Origin of the sequence: Desulfovibrio sp. 7SRBS1, from assembly GCF_049723905.1 — a bacterium.
Classification (GTDB): domain Bacteria; phylum Desulfobacterota; class Desulfovibrionia; order Desulfovibrionales; family Desulfovibrionaceae.
Genome location: NZ_JBJKFD010000001.1, coordinates 1,899,686 through 1,920,736, shown reverse-complemented (window position 1 = coordinate 1,920,736; position 21,051 = coordinate 1,899,686). Strand labels below are relative to the sequence as shown.

Sequence of the window (21,051 nt, the reverse complement as noted above, 5' to 3'; positions counted from 1 at the left end):
CGGCCGGGAGCATATGTCTCCGGCCGGATTTTTTTATGAAAGCTGATGAAACGGGACTGTCTGGAAAAACAGCAGGTTCCTGGTGTTTCAACGTTATTCTTCGGTGGTTTCTTCCTTTGCCGTGTCTTCGGCATCGGGAGCAGTGGCGGTTTCGGCCGCTGCTTCGGGAGCAGCAGCATTCACAGCACTTTCCGCGGGGGCTTCTGCCGGAGCGGCTGTTTCGGCAGAAGCGTCAACTGCCGCATCAGACTTGAGCTCGGCTTCGGGTTCGGCTTCGGTGCTCTTTTCCGAGTGGCGGGCAAAGACCAGAAAGCCCGTATGTGCCACCATGCGGTCTTCGGGGCGCATGCGGTCGGGCACCGTCTTGTAGCGGCGCAGCAGAATTTCAACCACTTCCACATCTTCAAAGGGGCCTTTCTGCAGACCTTCCACCAAGTAGCTCACCTGGTTGACCGTGGGCAGCAGAAAGCCGACGGGAGCGCCGGGGCGCACGGCTTTGGCAACGGAATCCAGATATTCCCAGGGGGTGCGCACGTCCAGGAAGAGGGCGTCCGCATCGGTGTGGATGAATCCTTCCTCGATGTTGTGGTTCACCTGTTCCACGCGGCCATCGTCCAGACCGGCCCAGCGCAGGTTGCGGCTGCACAGCTTGAAAAATTCTTCGCGCCGTTCGTAGGTGTAAATTTTACCCGTGGGGCCTACAAACCAGGACAATGCCACGGTGAGGCTGCCCGAGCCGGAGCCGCACTCGACAACGCGCATGCCCGGGCCGATGCCCAGACGCATGATGATGTAGCCGATTTCCTTGGGGTAGATGATCTGGGTTTGGCGCTTCACGTTTTTGCACAGGTCGTACAGCGTGGGGCGGTATACCTTATATTCGCGTCCCATATGGGTCTTGACCCGGGCGCCGTAGCCTGCTTTTGCCACATCAGCCAGGGCGAGTTTGCCTTCGTTGGTGTGCAGTTCCGCACCGTCTTCGATGCGGCGCATATAGCGCTTGCCTCTGGGGCTGACAAGAAGTACCAGGGAACCGGTTTCTATCATGGGAATTTTCCTCCGTGTGGTGAGGGTTACTCAGCTACGTTCGCACGGACTCCCTGTCAAGTGCGTAGAAGCATGTTGCCGTTCCTAAAAAAAGAGTTATACTGTTTTTGGCTCAATTCTACGCCCGGTTTTTTTGCTTTACGAAAGAACGCTGTTTCCCGCTTTCGTTGCAGGCCTTGAAGTAAGGTAGGTCGCGGGATGCGTGTTTCGGTTTTCCACAGCGGGCTTTGCAAAAAACCGTGATATAATTTTTCGGATCTCCCGGCGGTTGGCGTCAGGCCGTAGAGGCCACCAAAATGCCGTTGAGATCGCTAATGTTTTAATCGGCGCGTTTGTTTCCGGCGGCATTGTCTCTGTTTTGTCCAGACTTGCCTCATGCCGGGCGGACGGCGGATACATGTATGAATTTTTCTTATGTCTTTGGTCCCGTCCGGTCAGGAAGGCTCGGCCTTTCCCTCGGGTTGGACCTTCTGGGTGCTCCCATCTGCACCATGGATTGCCTGTACTGCGAGGTTGGACGCACACGCGCCCTGACCGCGCGGCGCAAGGCCTATGTTGGCGCGTCCGACCTGCTGGCCGAGCTTGCCGCCTATCGCGACGGCGGCAGCCCCACCCCCGAATACCTTACTTTGGGAGGAATGGGCGAACCCACCCTGAACATCGACATGCCGGAGATCATCAGCGGAGCGCGGGCTATTTACCCGGGAATTCCCGTGGCCGTGCTGACCAATGCCACGGCGCTGACAGATCCGGAAGTGCGCCGGGAACTCCTGGCGGTGGACGTTGTTCTGCCGTCGCTGGATTCCCTGGTGCCCCAAGAATTTTCCACCATCAACCGTCCTGTGCAGGGGGTGACGGCGGACGCTGTTGCCGATTCCCTTCTGACATTTCGCAAGGAATTTTCCGGCAAGATCTTCCTGGAGATCCTGCTGGTTCAGGGCGTTAACGACACCCAGGAAAATTTAACTCTTTTGTCCCGCTATATTCCCCGTCTCGCCCCCGACCGCGTGGACGTCTGCACCATGACCCGGCCCGGCGCATACAGCCAGGCACGGCCCGTGGATGCCGACGTGCTGGCTGCCTGGCGTGCAGCCCTTGGAGCCGTTACCGCTCCCAAGGAACACAAGGCCGCTGCCGGTCGGCACCTGAGCGACGAGGAACTTGCAGACCACATTCAAAGCTCCGTGCTGCGCCGCCCCCAGAGCGTGGCCGATCTGGCCGTTGCCCTCGGGGCCGAGCCGGAGCGCGTTTTGCGCATTGTAGAGCGTTTTGTGGCCCAAGGCGGACACGTCATGGTCGACGGATGCCTCAGCCCCGCAAATGTGCGGGAAAGCTGAAGCTGGCGGCCCACACCCGGCCGACACGATCAGAACCCGGGGAATGTCCCCGGCAGGCATAAACTTTTCTATTCGAGGTGCAAATGGCTCCTAAAAAGAACAAACGGAAGATGTTCATAAGCGTCCTGCCCGGAGAGCAGGTCGAAATGATCATCACGGAAGAAGGCGTAGTGCAGGAGTACTATGTCGAAATGCTTCACCAGGTGAAAACCAAGGGCAACATCTACAAGGGCTTCATCCATAATGTGGATACCCCGCTGCAGGCCGCTTTCATCAACTACGGCAAGGAAAAGAACGGCTTCCTTCAGATAGACGAGGTACACCCCGACTATTACCAGGGCAGCTACGCCATGAGCGGCCACCGCTTTCCCCTTATTCAGAAGATTATGAAGGCCGGGCAGGAAGTGCTGGTTCAGGTGGTCAAGGAACCCACCGGAAGCAAGGGCGCGTTTCTCACCACCTATCTGTCGCTTCCGGGGCGCTACTTTGTGCTGACGCCGGGCCGTGAACAGCTGGGCATTTCCCGCAAGATTGAGGACGAGGCCGAGCGCAAGCGGCTCAAGAAGATCGTTACCGATCTGGCACCGGGCGAGGGCGTGGGCGTCATTGTACGCACGGTCAGCCAGGGGCAGAGCAAGACCAACCTGAGCGCGGACATGACCTACCTGAAACGTTTGTGGAAGGAAGTTCGCAAAAAGGCCACCACGGAAAAAGCACCGGGCATCATTTACAAGGATCTGAACCTCGCCTCCCGCGCAGTGCGCGACTTCCTCACCCCGGATGTCAGCGAGCTGTGGATCGACGATCAGGAAACCGCCAACCAGATCGAGGAAATGGTCAAGCTGGCCTTTCCCCGGCGCAAGGCCATGATCAAGGTCCACGACGATCCCAAGCTGGACCTTTGGGACCGCTTCAACCTCAAGAAGCAGCTCGACGAAATTTACGGACGCAACGTGACCCTGCCCAGCGGCGGTCAGCTGGTTATAGACCAGACCGAAGCCCTCATTGCCATAGACATCAACTCCGGACGCATTGCAGGCAAAAGAAATTTCAAGGAAATGGCGCTCAAGAACAACCTGGAAGCGGCCGAGGAAATTGCGCGTCAGCTCCGTTTGCGCGACCTGGGCGGACAGGTGGTCATCGACTTCATTGAAATGAAGGACAAAAACCACATGCGCGAGGTTGAAAAAACCATGCGCAACGCGCTCAAGAACGACCGCGCCCGCACCGACGTCAGCCGCATCTCCCGTTTCGGCCTGATGCAGGTTGTGCGGCAGCGCATGGGCCTTTCCGCCATTTCCTCCAGCTCCGAGCCGTGTCCTTTCTGCGAAGGCAGGGGACTGCGCCGCAACATGGAATGGCAGGCCATTCTGGCGCTCAAGGAAATTTACCGGATGCTCAAGGATGGTGAAAAGGGTGCGGTGAAATACAGCACAAACCACGAGCTTGCCGCCTATCTCCAGAATTTCAAGCGGACCAACCTGATGGAGATGGAAGACCGGTTCAAACGGTCGGTCCACATCCATTTCGAGTAGCCATGCGCATTCTGTTGCATATCTGCTGTGCTCCGTGCAGCCTGACCGTGGTCAGGACGCTGCAGGACATGGGCCACGAAGTGACCGGGCTGTACTACAACCCGAACATTCATCCCGTGGGCGAATACCTGCGGCGGCGGGATACCCTGCGCCAGTTTCAGGAGCAGATGGGCATCAAGGTGCTGTACAAGGACAACGAGTACGATCCGCAGATTTATTTCAAGGAAATAGCCTTTCGCGAGGCCAACCGCTGTTTCCACTGTTACCGCATTCGGCTGGAACGGACCCTGTTCATTGCCAAGCGCGGACGGTTCGATGCCTACACGACCTCGCTGCTCTATTCCAAGTTTCAGAAGCACGACGTCATCGCCGATCTGGGCCGCGACCTGGCCGGAGGCGGGCAGGTGGGCTTTTTCTACCACGACTTCCGCGAAGGCTGGAAAGAAGGCATAGAACAGAGCAAAGCCATGGGCATGTACCGCCAGGACTATTGCGGCTGCCTGTACAGCGACTTCGAACGACGCAAAAAGCTGTTGTCGGAGTAGGGCGGAAGAGTAGGAAATGGGGATAAGAGAAGAGATGCGAGGGGAAACCTTTTTTCAAAAAGGTTGTCCCCTCGCGCTCCCCTTCCCAAAATTTTTGCTATTAAAAAAGTTCATTCTCCAGCCAAAGTGTAATGAATGATCTTTTCTCCCCCTTGACCATGACGGCGAATAGCTATAGAGGAACTTTCCAGTGGGGACGTAGCTCAGTTGGGAGAGCGCAGCGTTCGCAATGCTGAGGCCGTGGGTTCGACCCCCATCGTCTCCACCACTTTTCATCCGAGCCTATCGGATATCAAAAAAGCCCCTGAATATTCAGGGGTTTTTTTCGTATATGCGCCATTTCCGAAAGGGCGGCCCCTCGGCATTTGGGGAACTGTCACCATTGTTTTTTGCAGTGGATTCATGTGCCCCTCTCTTGCTATATATTCTTCTGGAATCCTTGCTTCGGCTTTGGAAGCATCTGGCTCCGCTGGCGACATCCGGAAGGCTTATCTTCTTATAATGCAAAAATATTTGTCTCGCCGTAATGACCATATGGTGTTTTTGATTTCTGTTTTTTGATGTCGAATTGCGTTTCAATATTTCCATTGATTCATAAAGAAACAACGCGAGCTGATTATGGGATTGCGTGTCATTGAGATTGTCGCTCCCAGGGCGGACAAGGAAGAAGTGCTATCGTCGCTTGAAATGCACCGGGAGGACGGTGGGTACGTTTTCTGGTCCTTTCCTCTTGAAGATGATGATGCAGTATCATTTCGAATCGTCCTAGATGTAAGCGAGACTGAAGACATACTTGATACGTTGGAGAGTATGTTTTCGTGGAAAGAAGAATACAGGATTGTTGTCTATGCGGCAGAGGCAACACTGCCAAGATTGGAAAATCCACAAGAAAAAGACAAAGAAAATGAAAAAAATACCGAAGCCAATGGGAATGGAAAAGCGAAAAACAGAATAAGCAGAGAAGAATTGTATGCCGATATTTTGGATATGACCACGCTTTCCACAAATTACGTCTTGCTTGTTCTGCTTTCATCTTTGGTGGCGATCATTGGTCTGATGCGCAACAATGTGGCAATCATCATTGGTGCCATGGTCCTTGCTCCACTCCTTGGCCCCAACGTGGGGTTGGCGTTGGCGACCACGCTTGGAGATTCCAAGCTGAGTCTGGAGTCGGTGAAAACGCTCGCCGTGGGGGTGCTTCTCAGCTTCGCCTTGGCCGGGGTCGCCGGGCTGTTGTTTATGGGGCCGCGAATCACGGATGAACTCATGGCACGTACCGTGACCGACTATTCCGACATCATACTCGCGATGGTTTCCGGGGCGGCGGGTATAATAACAGTCACCCAGGGCGTTCCCACCTCGCTTGTGGGGGTCATGGTGGCCTTGTCCCTGCTTCCTCCTCTCACGGCCAGCGGCCTTTTTCTCGGTGCTGGAATGTATACTCAGGCGGTGGGTGCGGGCCTGCAGTTCGGGGCAAACGTCATCTGTCTCAATCTGGCTGGTGTGGTCATTTTCCTTGTGCAGGGCATCCGTCCCCTTTCCTGGTGGGAAAAGGAAAGGGCCAAAAACGCCACACTGCGTGCCGCCGCCATGTGGACCATTTTGTTGGCCGCGCTTCTCGGAGTATTGTTTTTCAAGACCCGGTAGAGGGGCTGGCATCTTTATGCAGCCCACATCCGGGAAGGCATTAGGGGCGGTTTTCATTAGAAGGTTGGTCAGCCCCTTGCGGAAAAAGCTGCCCGGAGCTGTTTGTTTAAAAATCTGGACTATTTTTTATTTGCAGGCCACCTTGGAGATATTTGTAAAGGCAAAAATTTCTTTCGTGTAATCCCCCCCATTGGGATCAGCCTATGATGCAGCACGAATGCGGCGCGTTTTTTTGGCGAAGCAGTCTCGTGGTTTTGCTGTGTGTTTTTGTGGTGGGGATTGCCGGGTGTGTTCCGCAGCACGAAAAACTTCTTCCTCCGCGTGCCGTACAGGGCGAGCTTGATCTTTCCGGCTGGGATTTTCAACGTGACGGGCCTGCCGCCTTGTCCGGGGAGTGGGCGTTCAGTTGGCAGGATGCGGGCAATCCCTCAGGCCTGGCAAATCCCACGACTTCGGATTTTCTTCAGGTTCCTGGTCTGTGGCACGGGCAGACGGTCCATGGCAAAACATTTTCTGCCACCGGGTATGGCACCTATCGCCTGCGGGTGGTGCTGCCGGAAAATTTATCTGCCCCCATGTCGTTGTTTGTTGCCGGGATCGTTTCGGTCTGCGACGTCTGGACCAATCAGAATGGGCACGCCTCAAGCGGCGTTTTGGGGAAGGACAAGGCGTCTGAGCAGCCTTCGCGCCATTTTGTGGTGGCAGACTTTTATCCCTCTGGAAATATTCTCGAAATTTCCCTGCGTGTGTCGAATTTCCATAATGTGCAGGGGGGCATCACCGGGATCGTTCGGCTGGGAACTGCCCGGCAGATAGACAGAATGCTCAGCCTGCGCTGGATAACCGGGGCGTTCATGGGCGGTGCGCTGCTGTGCATGAGCCTGTTCTATCTGGTGCTTTTCTTTGCCCGGCGTCGGGCCAGGGAAAATATTTACTTCGGCCTTTTCTGCCTGTTTTGGGGCGTTTCCATTTTTTTCAGCCCTTCCTGCGGCTTTCTGGGAAGCGAACTTTGGCCCTCCCTGCCGTGGACATGGTATGTGACCATTTCCCTGCTGCCCATGGGGCTGACCGTGCCCCTTGTGCTCATGTTCTACCACAGCCTTTTTCCCAAAAAATACGGCAACGTGGTCCAGATGGGGTTTCTGGCGCTCGGCCTGCTGTTCATCGGCTATTTGCTCCTCACCCCGGCGAATGGCTACGATCCCGTTGTCTTCGGCTATTTCGTCATTACCAGAACGGCGTTTATATACCTTCTGCTTTGTGTCGGCAGGGACATTTACACCAGGGAAAAGGGCATTTTCATGCTTCTGCCTGGCTACCTTGCCTTGGCGTATGCGGAACTCGACGATATTCTTTTCGATCTCAACATTTTCCAATCCGCGGATTTCGGGCCGTACGGGGTCTTCATCTTCGTTCTTTCGTACTCGCTCTTTCTTTCGGTCCGGTTTTCCCAGTCCTTTGTGCGGGCGGAAAGGCTTTCGGAGCGGCTGGTGCAGCTCGACAAGCTCAAGGATGAATTTCTGGCCAATACCACCCACGAGCTGAAAACCCCGCTTACCGGCATGGTGGGCATTGCGGAAAATCTGCTTGCCGGAGGAAAGCTCGCCGATGCGACCCGCGAGAGCCTGGAGGTCGTCGTGCACAGCGGCAGGCGTCTGTCCCGGCTTATCAACGATGTTCTTGTTTTTTCCAGGCTCCGCCATCAGGACATCACTCTGCGCAAAGAAGCGGTAAGCCTGCATGTGGTGGTGCAGCAGGTATTTTCCGTGCTGCGTGGGCTGGATGAGGAAAACAGGGTGGAGCTGCGCAACCATGTTTCCCCGGAATTTCCCCTTGTGCTGGCCGATCAGGACCGGCTGGAGCAGATTCTCGTCAATCTGTTGGGCAACAGCCTCAAGTTTGCCCAACAGGGAGAAATTATCGTTTCCGCCGCACTGAAGCACGGGATGGCGGAGGTTTCCGTAACCGATCTGGGGCCAGGCATTCCCGTAGAAGATCAGGAACGAATCTTCAACGCCTACGAACAGTCTGCCGCACCGGGGACTTTTGCGACCGGGGGAACCGGCGGGGCGGGCCTGGGGCTGTACATTGCCCGGCGGCTGGTGGAATTGCACGGTGGCAGCATTCATGTGGCCTCCGGTTCCGAACAGGGCAGCACGTTTACCTTTACCCTGCCTCTCTGCAAAGGCTCTGCTGCGGGAAAGGCTGCCTTGGCCAAGGACGTCCCTTTGGTAGGCAGGGGGGCGAAGCTTGCCCCGATTCCGACGGTGCCGCCTGTTGTGGAAGATGCGGACAGCGGGGGAAAATATCAGGTCCTCGTGGTGGACGACGAACCAGTAAACCGCCATGTGGTCGGTTCCTGCCTGCGGTTGGCCGGAATAACCTTTCGCACGGCCCCGGACGGAACGTCCGCCCTGCGGCTGCTGGAAAACGGCGACCAGCCGGACATGATTTTGCCAGATATGATTCTGTTGGACGTTATGATGCCCGCTCCGGACGGGTACGCGGTTTGCCGGGAATTGCGGAAGAACCATTCGGCTTCGGCCCTGCCTGTCATCCTGCTGACGGTCAGAAGCAGTGTGGAGGATATTGTTGCGGGTTTTGCCGCCGGGGCCAACGATTATCTTACCAAGCCCTTTTCCCGGGATGAGCTGATAGCCAGGGTCAACACCCAGCTGAAGTTGCACGAGGCTTACGGTATTTTGCAGGAAAACCTGAACCTGAAAAAGGAATTGGACCTGCGCAGGCAGACAGAGCAGGGCTTGCGGCAAAGACAGCTGCGGCTTGCCAGGATTTTGGACTCCCTGGACGATGCGCTTCTGGCCGTCAACCTGAGCCGGGAGGTCGGCTTCTGCAACCGTGCCTTCGAGGAACTCACCGGGTATCGGGCCGGGGATTTGCTGGGGCGTCCGGCGCCATCCCTGTTTTTCGCTCCGCACAATGCGGATGTTCAGGAGTTGTTGGGGCTTCCGGGCAGCAACCCGCAAAGTTCCGGGCGGCCCCGCGTGTTTGAAGACGTACAGCTGCGGGCAAAGGACGGCAAAGGCATAGGTGTCACCATTTTTGCCACGGACGTGGAGGTGGAGGAAGAGCCGCTCGCCCTGCTGGTGGTCAGGCCTTTGAATACAGCGGACAGCAGGCAGGATATGATGGTTTCGGCTGCCATGCTGGAACAATTGAATGCCAACAGACAGCGGATTTTGAATCTGGAAGAAGCCATGCTGGCCGTTGAATCGGGAGATGAAGCTCGGCAGCTGGGCATGGTGGAGGATCTCAAGACCCTGGATGGCTTGCTGGAACGCATGGGCAACCGGTTGTCCGCCCGGATGCAGGCACCCGGCAGGCGGCAGCTGGCCGTGGAGGTCATGATGCTGTGCGTCACCTGCTGGGAGGGATGCACCGGGACCAGCAAGGCCGACCTTGCCGAGCAATCCGGGCTTTGGAACGTGTACATGGAAAAGGACGGGTATTTCAGAACCCAGACTTTGGATAAATATTTAAGCCAGGATACCCTGCCGCAGAAACCCAGGTGGCAGAAGATACATGCCACGGCTGATTTTGTTTTGATGAATTGTTCTGCCGAACTGCCCGTATGCAGGAAATTGCAGGATGCTTTTTCCCGCTTGAAAAGTCTTTCGTAATTCCGCCTTTGCACCGTTTTGGTGCCTTTCATGTATCTCCTTTGAAAACAGCCTGTTATATTTTTTTTCACGGGAATTCACGTGCGTATCTTTTGACAAAATTAATGCATGTGACACCCTGTGTGAGATTCCTGATTGTACTGCATACGCGGTGAGTGCCTGGAATAGGTCCTTATGGTCGGCGATTGGAGGGCCATGCTTGCTGTGGAGGAAACATCACACGGGGGAAAGAACGCATGTCTATTCGGGTGAGTACATTGCACCGCGCAGGGAACATGGCCTTATGCTTGTTTGTCTCCATTTTTCTTTGGCAGGGGGCGGCAAGTGCCTCTGGCGGGCTTGTTCCGGAAGACCCCATGGTCAGGGTCTCGTACGTGCCCACGGATCTCGACGTTGTTTCCGTGCTTGCGTCCGTAAGCAAGGACGTCAGTAAGGCCACGGGGCTCAAGGAATCGTTCATCACCTACTATTGGCAGACCTTCGACGCCATTGTCTACGAAGGCAAAAACATAGACAGGCCCCTGTTTGTGGATCTCTATGTGCCGGGGTTTTTTAGCGACGACGATGTGCAGGGGCTCATGGTCGCCCTGGCGGATGCGCTCGAAGAGCACACGGGCGTGGACAAGAAATGGATATTCATCCACACCCATTTTCCTTTGCCCGGCCAGGTGTTCATTAGCGGCGAGGTTACGGACTGGGATGTCTACCGCGGCAAGCCGAACAACGATCCCCGCGACATTGCCGAACGCGCCCTGGATAAATTTTTGTTCAATGACGGAGCCTTTGTTTTCCAGAGCTTGTGGCGCTTCGGCCTGACCGCCACGGGCGGGGCGGATATGGGCGAACTGCTGACCATAACCAGCCAGGTAAAGGATTTCGACAAGGAAAGCTGGTACCGGGCCTGGCACGGCATGGCCGTGAAGGTCCGCTCCATGGCGTTGGAATTTGCCACCTCGGGCCACGCCGTCAGCGCGCAGGAGGCCTACCTGCGGGCGTCCAACTATTTCCGCGCCTCCTGCATCTACATGTACAATACCGATCCGCGCGGGTTCACGGCCTGGAAGAACGGGCGTGACGCCTTTCTGAAGGCGGCCGGGCTTTCCAACGGGCGCATCAAGCCGGTGCGCATTCCCTACGAAAAAACCACCCTGCAGGGGTATTTTGTTACGCCGGACAACAGCGGCAAGAAACGTCCCACCCTGCTCATTCAAACCGGCCTCGACGGCACGGCAGAGGACCTCTACTTCATCATAGGGACTCAGGCGGCCAAGCGTGGTTACAACTGCCTGATTTTTGAAGGTCCGGGCCAGGGCGCCACCATCCACGAGCAGAAGATTCCCTTTCGCTACGATTGGGAAAAGGTGGTCACCCCGGTGGTGGATTTCGTCCTGAAGCAGCCTCAGGTGGACGCCAAGCGCGTTGCGCTTTTGGGTTATTCCATGGGCGGTTACCTTGTGCCGCGTGCCCTGGCGTATGAAAAGCGCATCCGGTGGGGCATTGTGGACAGCGGTGTGTACAGCGTGTTCGACGGCACCATGACAAAATTCCCCGCCGAAGTGCGCAAGGCCGTGGAAGCGTCCAAGGACAAGGACATCGTGAACGCCCTGGCTGCCACGGAAATGGAAGCGCATCCGGAATTGGACCAGTTCATCAGTCAGATGCTTTGGACCTTCCAGGCTCCCACGCCGTACGATCTGTTCAAAAAGCTGCAGAAGTTCACCCTGGAGCAAAGCATCGGCAAAATTACAGCCGAAATGCTGGTGGCAAACTCCAGCCAGGACCAGGTGGCCGGGTCGGCGGAGCAGGGCAGGATTTTCTACAATGCCTTGCAGGCTCCCAAAACATTTCTTGAATTTGATGCGTCCCAAGGCGGCCAGTTTCATTGCCAGCTTGGCGCGCCCATGCTTTCCAGCGAACGTTTGCTGAACTGGCTGGATGAAAGGGCAAAACCGTGAACCAGGGAGAGAGAAACGCTATGAAAACAGTGTGGAAACCATTCGGGCTTGTGTTGTTCGTGTGCATGCTCCAGATCTGCGTTCTTTTGTGCCCCTGGGCCGGTGATGCAAAGGCTTACGACGCCCATGCCACATCCTACGGGTATGTTTTCAAAGACGGGGATATGGATTTTCATTTTGGCAATCTGGCCCTTGGTTCTGCCGTGAACCATGGGGTGGAAGTCGGCGAGGCGTTCTACGTGGCCTCGCAGATCGAGGACGGCGACGCGGCAAGTTGGAACAAAGAATGGTACGGGCTGGCCCAGCGTGCCGAGGCAAGGGGGGAAAAATCCCTGGCAGCCGGACACACGGTCAGCGCCCGCGAGCAGTTGCTTCGGGCTGCTTATGCCTACCGTCTTTCGCTTATCGGCATGCTGCCGGACAACCCGGAAATGTTGAAACGGGGGCTCAAGTGCCGCAGCCTGATGAAAAAGGTGGGCACGCTTTTCGACCCGCCCCTGGAATATTTTGAAATTCCCTTCGAGGGCACGGTGCTGCCGGGATTTTTTCGGGCCGCGGCAGGCAAGGGACCGCACAAGACCCTGCTGATGATCGGCGGTGGCGAGACCTTCATAGAGGACCTGTATTTTTACATTGCGCCCCAGGCCTTTGAGCGCGGCTACAACTTTATGACCGTGGACCTGCCCGGGCAGGGGCTTATGCCCTTTGCTGGCAAGGTATTCCGTACGGATACCAACGTCGCCATGAAGCCTGTTGTGGACTACGCCCTCAGCCGTGCCGACGTGGACCCCAGGTATTTGGCCGCCTACGGCATCAGCGGCGGTGGGTTGTTTGTTCCCCAGGCCGCACAGCACGACCCGCGTATCAAGGCCATTGCCATGAATTCCGGAGTTGTGGACGCCGAGGCCCTGTTCGCCACCATGCCCGCGGCCTTGGCGAGCAAAGAGGAAATGGCTTCCTGGTCCTCGTTCCATAGGGATGTGGTTCGCTCCATTTGTTGGCGTTACGGCGTGGACGAACCCGCCGGACTGATTCCTGCCAACAAGGGCAATACTTTCGACCCGGCCAAGATTGCCGTGCCCGCCCTGATCATTGCGGGCGAGGGCGAGTACAAGAGCGACGAAGTGCAGCGGCAGCAGCAAATAGCCATGGATAATTTCCCCAACCCTAAAAAGAAAATGGTGATAACGCCGACCAACGAAGGCGCAACCAACCATTGTGTCATGGAAAACCGCAGTCTTGTCGGCCAGGTACTTTTCGACTGGCTGGACGAGAGTTTCAAATAGATAACTCTGAATGCCGGGCTGGTTTCAGCCTGGGATTCCAGGTTATATTGGGGGGGCTGCCCGGGACGAGGAACTCCTTCGTTTCGGGCAGCTTTTTCGATGGTCTGCAATGTTTGGCATGTGCCGAAAATGGAGCCGCTATGCCGGGAAAGGATATCAGGTCGGTCCGTTGGAGCGTTGGCAGGCTGGGATTGATGGTGATTTTGCTGGCGCTGCTGGCCGGATGCGCGGGCGTGGGGCCGGGCAAGGTTATGGTGGACCGTGCCAACTACAATACCTCGCTGACCGAGTCCTGGAAGCGGCAGATTCTGTTGAACATTGTCAAAATCCGCTATGTGGAGCCGCTTTTCTTTGTGGATATCGGCGACATTGTGGCCGGTTACACCCTGGAGGCCGGAGGTTCGTTTACTTTTTCCCGCTCGGTGTTCGACATGGCCTCGGCAAGCACTTTCAGCGAAGGGGAGCTTGGGCTTTCCGGAAAATATACGGACCGGCCAACCATCACCTACCGCCCCATGACAGGGGCACCGTTCCGGCGGGGCGTCATGTCGCCCATGCCTTTGGTCAACGTCATGCTGAGCATAGAATCCGGGGCGTCGGCTGAATTTTTGTTTCGCCTGGGCGTACGCTCCATAAACGGCCTGCGCAATGAGACCTTTTCTTCGTATGGGCACATTCCGTCCCAGCCTGCTTTCCGCCGGGTTGTGGATATCATCTCCCGCCTGCAATACCTTAACGCCATGCATGTGATTGCCCGACCGGCCGGGCGGCAGGCAGGGCAACAGCTCCGGCCATGCATGCTTTTGGGAAGTCCGAAGCCGACCTCGGAAGTAAACGCTCTGGTGGAAGAACTCCAGACGTTGTTGGATCTTGACCCCACCGTGCGTGAATATGTGCTGGTGAACGCCCCGGAGCCCCGAACCCGCCGGGAAATTGCCGTGCAGACCTATTCCCTGTTGCAGATTCTGGCTACCGTTGCGGTGCGGGTGAATATCCCGGAAGAAGATGTCGTGTCGCATTGTGCCCTGCCCGGTGTTTCGGATACCTCCGGGGATGTTTCTGGCGAGGGGCTTTTGAGCGGCATTGCCGTGCAGTCCGGGGCGACGCAGCCGGAGGCCGCTTTTGTTGCCGTCAAATGCCGTGGGCACTGGTTTTGGGTGGACGACCACGACATTGCCACCAAGCAGGTCTTTTCCTTTCTGATGCTGGCCTTTACCCTCATAGACGACAGTTCCCAGTCATTGCCCGTACAGGTGACCATTCCGGCGCAATAATCGGCCCGAGAGTTTTGCCTGATGCCGCGCAGGAACAGTGTGCGGCATCAGGCTTTGAACCACTTAGGCCATGGCTCTACGTGGTAGGGGAAGCAGCTTTGATTTTTCGTAGTAATAGCTATAAATAAAAGTGTTCGTATCGCTTCACGCCTTTCCCCATTTTTTTATTTGCGGGTCTGCCAAAAATTTAATGGGGATTTCTAATCGTCCGGCATTACAACATAAAATAGTGGTTCAGGTAGGGGAGGAGAGTAGGAATGCCTACTGATGTTATGATTCTGCTGGGGGCTTTGGTTTTCGGGCTGATAATCGGTTTGATTGTCGCCTCTTTTTTTGGCCGTCAGCGAGCTCAGGTTGCGGCAGCGCACGCTCGTGCGCAGGTACAGCCCCAGATTGCAGTATTTGAGGAGCAATTGACTCGGGTACCAAAGCTGGAAACAGAGTTGGATAAGGCTAAGGTGGAAAACAACAGATTGACAGACCAACTGTCCGAGCTGAGTCAGCAGCTTGGCGCCGCCCGCTCAACCATCGTGGCCCGCGATGAAAAGATTGAGTCTGACGCTAAATCTATTTTCGTTTTGACTCAGGTGAAGGAGGATTTGGAGTCCCGTCTGCAGGAACTGAGGGCGAGTGAAGCCTCGTTGAGTACACAACTTAAGGCAGAGCAACAGCAGGGGGCGGAAAAATTGGCTTTGCTGGAGCAGGCCAGGGAGCATCTTTCTTTACAGTTCAAAGAGCTTGCAAATCAGATCTTGGAAGATAAATCCAAGCGATTCACCGACCAGAATCAAAAAAACATTAAGCATCTGCTGGATCCATTACAACACCAATTGCGCGAGTTCAAAGATCAAGTGGAAAAGACCTACTATCAGGAAAATAAAGACCGTTCGGCCTTGGCTAGCCAAGTCAAACAACTCATGGAGCTTAATACCCAACTCTCTGATGATGCTAAAAATTTGACCAGCGCCTTGAAGGGGCAGTCCAAAATCCGTGGTGACTGGGGTGAGTTGATCCTTGAGCGGATTTTAGAGAGTTCAGGTTTACGTAAGGACCAAGAGTATACGGTTCAGAAAAGCCATACACGAGAAGATGGCAGTCGGGCTCAACCAGATGTGATTATTAATCTTCCCGAGGACAAGTACTTGGTTGTCGACTCCAAAGTCTCGCTTAATGCGTATCTGGAATACGCCGAGGCAGAGGATGAAGCACAGCGAACAGCTGCATCCAAGCGCCATATGGCCTCAATCAAAGGTCATATTAAGGATCTGTCTTCTAAAAATTATCAAGCTCTGTATGGCGTGAAATCTTTAGATTGTGTGATAATGTTCATTCCCGTGGAATCAGCTTTCATGCTTGCCATCTCTTGCGACGCAGCCCTTTGGCAGGAGGCCTGGAATAAAAACGTGCTTCTTGTCAGCCCCACGACGTTGCTATTTGTGATCCGCACTGTGGCTCATCTGTGGCGGCAGGAGCAACAGAATCAAAACGCGCAGGATATCGCCAAGCGTGGCGGGCTACTGTACGACAAATTCGTTAACTTTGTTGAAGACTTAGAAGATGTTGGCAAACGTATCAGGATGACCCAGGAATCTTATAATAAGGCCTGTACCAAGTTCTACGATGGTACGGGCAACCTGATCCGTCAGGCAGAAATGCTTAGAGACATGGGAATAAGCCCTAAGAAATCTTTACCAGCAAACATTGTAGAGAAGTCTTTGGAGTCTTCTCATGAGTTCTCAGCCGGGAAGGATAAAGTTACAGGGTAAAAGCTACGAGTTTTTTAACGTCTTTTGTTGTTATTTTTTATTCTGTAATTGTCTGTTTTTTAGCCTTCCAGGCTATCAGATGGGAGAGCAAACCACGCTTCTCTAAGTCTTGCTACCTGATATTTTCTTCCCTCCATGTGCCCGTTGCCCTTCACATTTACTTTTGTATAATCGGGCGGGATGAAGTATCTGTAGCAGTCTGTGCAACATGATAATTCCCCTCCCTGCGTACAAGGAGAGTTGAAGATATGCGTCATTTTTCCCGGTTTCGCCTGTTTTTTCGGTTTCACCTTTTGGCTGCCTTGTGCCTTGTTTTTCTTTTGCAGGCCCCGGCGTTTGCGCTGGATGTGAATCCTGTAGGCCAGGCCTTTGTGGACCTGCACCGGGGCATGCTTGCCTACGAAAAAGGCGACAACAGCCTGGTAGACACGGTCTTTGCCCGCATAGAGCCGCCCAAAAACGTTTCGGCCAGCCAGAAAGACACCTATCTGCTGCGCACGGCCAAAAAGCTCAATCTGATCATCCAGAACATTGATTTCGATCCGGTCAGGGACATTCCAGAACCCGGCGATAAAGACCATCTGGTCGTGCAGCTGGGGGGCAGAGATGGGTATAATTTCATCTTTCGCATGGAAAAGGCGCCCAATGGAAAATGGTGCTTTTCCACGGGCAAGGAAGAGGACGTCATACTGGACGAGATGTACCGGAAGATCAGAAACCATCTGGACAAGATGACGCGTGCGGATATGGAAGGCGATACCTTTGTCAGCGAGCTTTCCTCTCCCTACCGAACCACGCTGACCTTGCGTTCCGGAGTCCGGGGCTTTGGCGGGTACACTTTGGAAGATGCGGTCCAGACCCTCGATCTTGAGCCGCTGAGCCCTGCGGTGCGGGACACTCTGGGGGAAATCTGGGCCGTACAGCTCTACAGGATACTGGCCTACCGTTCTCCTTTGAATTTCGAGCAGCTTTCCGCGGACCCGGCTACTGATAGTTTTCCTGTTTTTCTCGTACGTCCCGGCGTGGGCATCATCACCATGAATGTCTACACGGACGCCGATGGCACGAAGTCCTGGAAATTCACTTTCAAGAGCATGGAAGTGGTCAGCGCGGTGTACGACGATTTCATGACCAACGGCATGGCCAAGGAAATCCAGTATTCCAACTACGACTACTGGGCCGGAGACGTTCCCCTGCACGTTATGGTGGACGATCTGGTCCAGATGAATTTCCCCTCCCTGGAGCAGAAGGTCTGGGGCATCAATGGCTGGAAGTACGTCTGCATGGCGGTGGCTCTGCTGCTTATCCCCTTGCTGTGCTTTGTGGTCGGGCTCATCTTGCGCCGCCTTGCGCGCATGATGCCCAATCTCAAACGCGATGATGGTGGCTCTCCGGTCCTGTCCCTCATTCTTCCTGCCCGTATCGCAATCGTAAGCGCCCTGGTGCTCAACACCCTGCTGGTGGTTACCACGTCCTCGTTTCTGCTGCAGTCGGGGGTCTTTGTTCTGGACCTGTTGACCATCATCACCCTTACCTGGATGGGCTGCCTTGTGGTCGAGATCGGTTTCGGTTTTTTCGTGGACCGTACACGGAACCGTACCCAGGACACCATGCTTCAGGTCGTGGCCCAGGTGGTCAAAATCCTCGTCCTTGTGGTGGGGCTGGTGGCCGTGGCCACGCTCTTCGGCCACAACAGCCGGAACATTCTGGCGGCTCTGGGCATCGGCGGCCTGGCTTTGGCCCTGGCTGGCAAGGATACGGTGGAGAACATCTTCGGCACCGTGATGATCGTCGCCACCAGACCATTCACCGTGGGCGACTATGTGGTGGTGGAGGGCTATTCCGGAACCATCGAAAGCGTGGGCATCCGCAGTACGGAAATTCGTACCCTGGACGACTCCCTGGTGACGATTCCCAACGCCCGGTTCATCAGCCAGCCCTTGGACAACAGGGGCAAGCGCAGTTTTCGCCGCTACCAGACTACCTTTGGCGTGCAGTACGACACGCCGCCCCGGCTGATTCAGGCGTTTGTGGAAGGGCTGCGCGAACTTATCTACGAGCATCCTCTTACCCGGAAAAATCGCTTCAACGTCTACATCTACGAGTTGGGGGATTCGTCCATTGACATCTGGATCGACATGTATTTCGGCACCAACAATCGTTCCAAAGAGCTGGAATCGCGCGAGAAATTCATCATGGACGCCATCCTGCTGGCGGAACGGCTGGGCGTGAGCTTCGCGTTCCCCTCGCGTACCATCTACAATATTGCGGACAACAAGCCGGAGTATAGGGATTTTCAGGATTCCGACACGGCCGGGAAGGAAGGCAGGAAAATCGCCAGAGAGGTGATGGGGCTGCCCCCGGATTCGGACGAAAAAATGGAAATGTGAACATATCCGACGGCAACGAAAAAGCCCCGGCAATTCCCTGAACGGATTGCCGGGGCTTTTTTCGTTGCAGCCGGGGCAGGTTCTATGGGGCCAGCCGTTGGCGCAGGCTGCGTGGAAAGTCCGTGGTTACGGCAAAGCATCCGGCCTGCAAAAAGGCTTCGGCCTGGTCCATGTCGTTCACCGTATAGGGCGTCACCTTTATGCCAGCGTCAGCCAGTTCGCGGACCAGGGCGGTATCGGTTATTTCGCAGTCCGGGTGGTAGCCGCAGGCTCCCAGGCTTTTGAGATACCGAACGATGTCGTCCGGGTGGCGTCCCTCCACCAGGGCAGCCATGGGAATTTCCGGGTCCAGGCGACGCAGGGCGGCCAGGTAGCCGTGGTTGAACGAGGAGATGAGGGCCATCTCCCTGGTTCCGGTGCGCAGCAGTTCCTTGTGCACGGCTTTTACAATGTCCGGGTCTCCGGGCACGTGCAGCTGATCTTTTATTTCTATGTTTACGGGCAGGTTGTTGTCGCGGGAAAATTCCAGCGCGTCCCGCAGGGTGGGGATGCGTTGCCCGGGGCACTTTTCCAGTGTCTGGCGGGAGACCTTTCCGGCGGCAATGGTCCCGAACGGATCGGTGGCATGAAACCACGTTCCCGCGTCCAGCCGCCGCAACTCCGCGTAGCGGAAGGCGTGTACCGGCCAGGGCGCGCGGTTCTGAAATTCCTTGTGGGCCCGCACATCCGTGGTCCGTTCCAGAGAGTCGTCGTGGATTACCACCAGCGCGTTGTCCGAGGTGAGGGCAACGTCCAGCTCCCAAAAGTCTGCCTTGGCGTCCAGGGCGGCGCGGGCCGCCAGCATGGTATTTTCCGGGGCCTCGGAGCGGGCTCCACGGTGGGCGCATACATATCCGCCTTTCGGCAGCAAATCGAAAAACATCTATTCTCCCCGTCGGGTAAAATACAGGTTCACCAGGGCCAGCAGCGAGGTTCCTACAATAAGCATCAGGGACACCGCGTTGATGATGGGCGTGCTCCCGTCGCGGACCTGCATGTAGAGGTTGATGGGCAGGGTCGGTTCGGACCCGATGAGAAACAACGTGGTGTTGAAGTTCTCGAAACTCATAAGAAAGGCCACGGCTCCCGCGCCGAAGATGGCCGGGCGCAGGTACTTGAGGGTGACGAACCAGATGACCTGCAACGGCGTTGCGCCCAGGTTGAGGGCCGCTTCCTCCAGGCTGGTGTCGAACTTGCGCAGCCGGGCCGATACCACCAGTGTAACAAAGGTGGAGATGAATGAGAACTGCCCCACAACAACCAGCCAGAAACTTGGGCGGAAGACGTCGAGATCGAAACCAAAGGTCCGGTCGAAGAACGCCCCCGCGGTGTTGGCGGCCAGCAGCAGGGAAATGCCCAGAATAACGCCGGGAATGACCAGCGGCGCCAGCATGAGAAAATAGAGAACTCCCTTGAACCGGAAGTTTTCCTTTTCAAACAAGAAGCTGGCGCATGTGCCCACCACTACGCTGAAAAACGCCATCAGAACAGCGGTTTTAAAGCTGGTGAAAATTGCCCGCAGGGTCTGGGCGTCGTGAAACAGCCCCACGCGTTTTGGGCCGTTGGAAAAGAACCAGTCCAGCGTGAATCCCTGCCAGGGCAGGGCCGGGAAATTGGAATTGTTGAAGGCCAGTACGCAGGTCACCACCAGTGGGGCGAACAGGAAAACAAAATAGGCCAGGATGAAGAGGTTGAACGACAAGTTGTAGGTCCGGCTGCGCGGCAAAGAGCGGATCATGACGCCACCTCGTCGAGTTTCTGGCGTGAAAGTTTCAGCCCGGCCCAGATGATGAGCGAGCTGAGGGCCAGGAGCAGGAAGCCGAAGGCCGCGCCCTGGTTCCAGTTGAAGCTGGCGATGAATTGGTTGTAGATCTGTTCCGTAAACCACAGGGAGTTCTTGCCGCCCATGAGGTTGGGGGTGAGATAGTTGCCCAGGGCCAGCATGAAGACGACGATGGAGCCTGAAGTGATGCCCGGCTTGCAATGGGGAATGATGATGGTGCGCCAGATGGTCCATTTGCCCGCGCCCAGGTCGTGTGCTGCTTCTATAAGACTATCGTCCAGGCTTTCCATTACCGAAACCAGCGGCACCACCATGAACAGCATGGAGGTGTAGACCAGCCCCATGATCATGGTGGCGTCATTGTAGAGCATCTCCACCGGGGTGTGGATGATGCCTAGCGAAAGCATGATGAAGTTGAGCACGCCGGATTCGCGCAGCAGGATCATCCAGCCGTACACGCGTACCAGCTCGCTGACCCAGAAGGGCAGAAGCAGCAGAATCATCAGCGCGCCCTGTACCCGTTTGCGGGCCAGCTTGGCAAGGTAGAAGGAGACGGGCATGGCCAGCAGAAAGGTGAGAAACGTGGTGATGATGGCGTACAGCGCGGTCCGTACAAAGGTGGCCCAGTAAATGGGTTCGGTGAAGAAATTCAGGTAGTTGTTCAGGGTCCAGACCATGTCGCCGTAGTCGTTTTCGCCGCGCAGGCTCATGGTGAGGAGATCGATCTGCGGCAGCACGATGAGCAGCACCAGCCACAGCAGGACCGGGGCCAGAAATATCCAGAGGGTCAGGCGCGATTTGTTCAT

14 protein-coding genes and 1 tRNA gene are annotated in these 21,051 nt (G+C 55.8%); 11 read left to right on the top strand and 4 right to left on the bottom strand.

Annotated features, from left to right (window positions below; all coding sequences use genetic code 11):
• Positions 1–93: 93 nt before the first annotated feature.
• Positions 94–1,047 (bottom strand): tRNA (adenine-N1)-methyltransferase, encoded by a 954-nt coding sequence (locus ACI0FJ_RS08880; RefSeq protein ID WP_424301981.1) that lies wholly within the window; start codon positions 1,045–1,047, stop codon positions 94–96.
• Positions 1,048–1,448: 401 nt separating this feature from the next.
• On the opposite strand from ACI0FJ_RS08880, the gene ACI0FJ_RS08875 reads away from it, so the two are divergent.
• The 11 genes from ACI0FJ_RS08875 (at position 1,449) to ACI0FJ_RS08825 (ending at position 18,423) form a co-directional block, all read left to right on the top strand.
• The gene (locus tag ACI0FJ_RS08875; protein ID WP_424301979.1) at positions 1,449–2,384 is read left to right on the top strand and encodes a radical SAM protein; all 936 of its coding nucleotides are present in this window, start codon (positions 1,449–1,451) and stop codon (positions 2,382–2,384) included.
• Positions 2,385–2,467: 83 nt separating this feature from the next.
• A complete protein-coding gene (locus ACI0FJ_RS08870) occupies positions 2,468–3,919 on the top strand; it encodes an Rne/Rng family ribonuclease (RefSeq protein WP_424301976.1) in 1,452 nt (483 codons plus the stop codon).
• 2 nt (positions 3,920–3,921) lie between these two features.
• Positions 3,922–4,464 carry an epoxyqueuosine reductase QueH gene (locus tag ACI0FJ_RS08865; RefSeq protein ID WP_424301973.1) on the top strand — a complete coding sequence of 181 codons (543 nt, stop codon included), beginning with the start codon at positions 3,922–3,924 and terminating at the stop codon, positions 4,462–4,464.
• A 192-nt stretch (positions 4,465–4,656) separates the two neighbouring features.
• Positions 4,657–4,732: transfer RNA gene (locus tag ACI0FJ_RS08860), tRNA-Ala, on the top strand.
• Positions 4,733–5,082: 350 nt separating this feature from the next.
• On the top strand, positions 5,083–6,111 hold the full coding sequence (locus ACI0FJ_RS08855) for a TIGR00341 family protein (protein WP_424301970.1): 1,029 nt from the start codon (positions 5,083–5,085) through the stop codon (positions 6,109–6,111).
• A 203-nt stretch (positions 6,112–6,314) separates the two neighbouring features.
• Positions 6,315–9,752 (top strand): ATP-binding protein, encoded by a 3,438-nt coding sequence (locus tag ACI0FJ_RS08850; RefSeq protein WP_424301967.1) that lies wholly within the window; start codon positions 6,315–6,317, stop codon positions 9,750–9,752.
• Positions 9,753–10,027: 275 nt separating this feature from the next.
• Entirely contained in the window at positions 10,028–11,707 is a 1,680-nt protein-coding gene (locus ACI0FJ_RS08845) for an alpha/beta hydrolase family protein (RefSeq protein WP_424301964.1), read from the top strand.
• A gap of 20 nt (positions 11,708–11,727) precedes the next feature.
• A complete protein-coding gene (locus ACI0FJ_RS08840) occupies positions 11,728–12,993 on the top strand; it encodes an alpha/beta hydrolase (RefSeq protein ID WP_424301961.1) in 1,266 nt (421 codons plus the stop codon).
• Between the two features lie 140 nt (positions 12,994–13,133).
• On the top strand, positions 13,134–14,267 hold the full coding sequence (locus tag ACI0FJ_RS08835) for a hypothetical protein (protein WP_424301958.1): 1,134 nt from the start codon (positions 13,134–13,136) through the stop codon (positions 14,265–14,267).
• Between the two features lie 257 nt (positions 14,268–14,524).
• Positions 14,525–16,033, top strand: a complete 1,509-nt coding sequence (rmuC, locus tag ACI0FJ_RS08830; protein ID WP_424301955.1) for a DNA recombination protein RmuC — start codon at positions 14,525–14,527, stop codon at positions 16,031–16,033.
• Positions 16,034–16,281: 248 nt separating this feature from the next.
• Entirely contained in the window at positions 16,282–18,423 is a 2,142-nt protein-coding gene (locus tag ACI0FJ_RS08825; RefSeq protein ID WP_424301952.1) for a mechanosensitive ion channel family protein, read from the top strand.
• 82 nt (positions 18,424–18,505) lie between these two features.
• On the opposite strand, the gene ACI0FJ_RS08820 is transcribed toward ACI0FJ_RS08825, so the two are convergent.
• Genes ACI0FJ_RS08820 through ACI0FJ_RS08810 form a run of 3 tightly spaced genes read right to left on the bottom strand, consistent with a single transcriptional unit; the run spans position 18,506 to position 21,051 of the window.
• Positions 18,506–19,345 (bottom strand): glycerophosphodiester phosphodiesterase, encoded by an 840-nt coding sequence (locus ACI0FJ_RS08820; protein ID WP_424301949.1) that lies wholly within the window; start codon positions 19,343–19,345, stop codon positions 18,506–18,508.
• Complete coding sequence (locus ACI0FJ_RS08815) at positions 19,346–20,200, bottom strand: ABC transporter permease (protein WP_424301946.1); 855 nt, start codon at positions 20,198–20,200, stop codon at positions 19,346–19,348.
• The gene (locus tag ACI0FJ_RS08810; RefSeq protein WP_424301944.1) at positions 20,197–21,051 is read right to left on the bottom strand and encodes an ABC transporter permease; all 855 of its coding nucleotides are present in this window, start codon (positions 21,049–21,051) and stop codon (positions 20,197–20,199) included. The genes ACI0FJ_RS08815 and ACI0FJ_RS08810 overlap by 4 nt, the downstream gene beginning before the upstream one ends.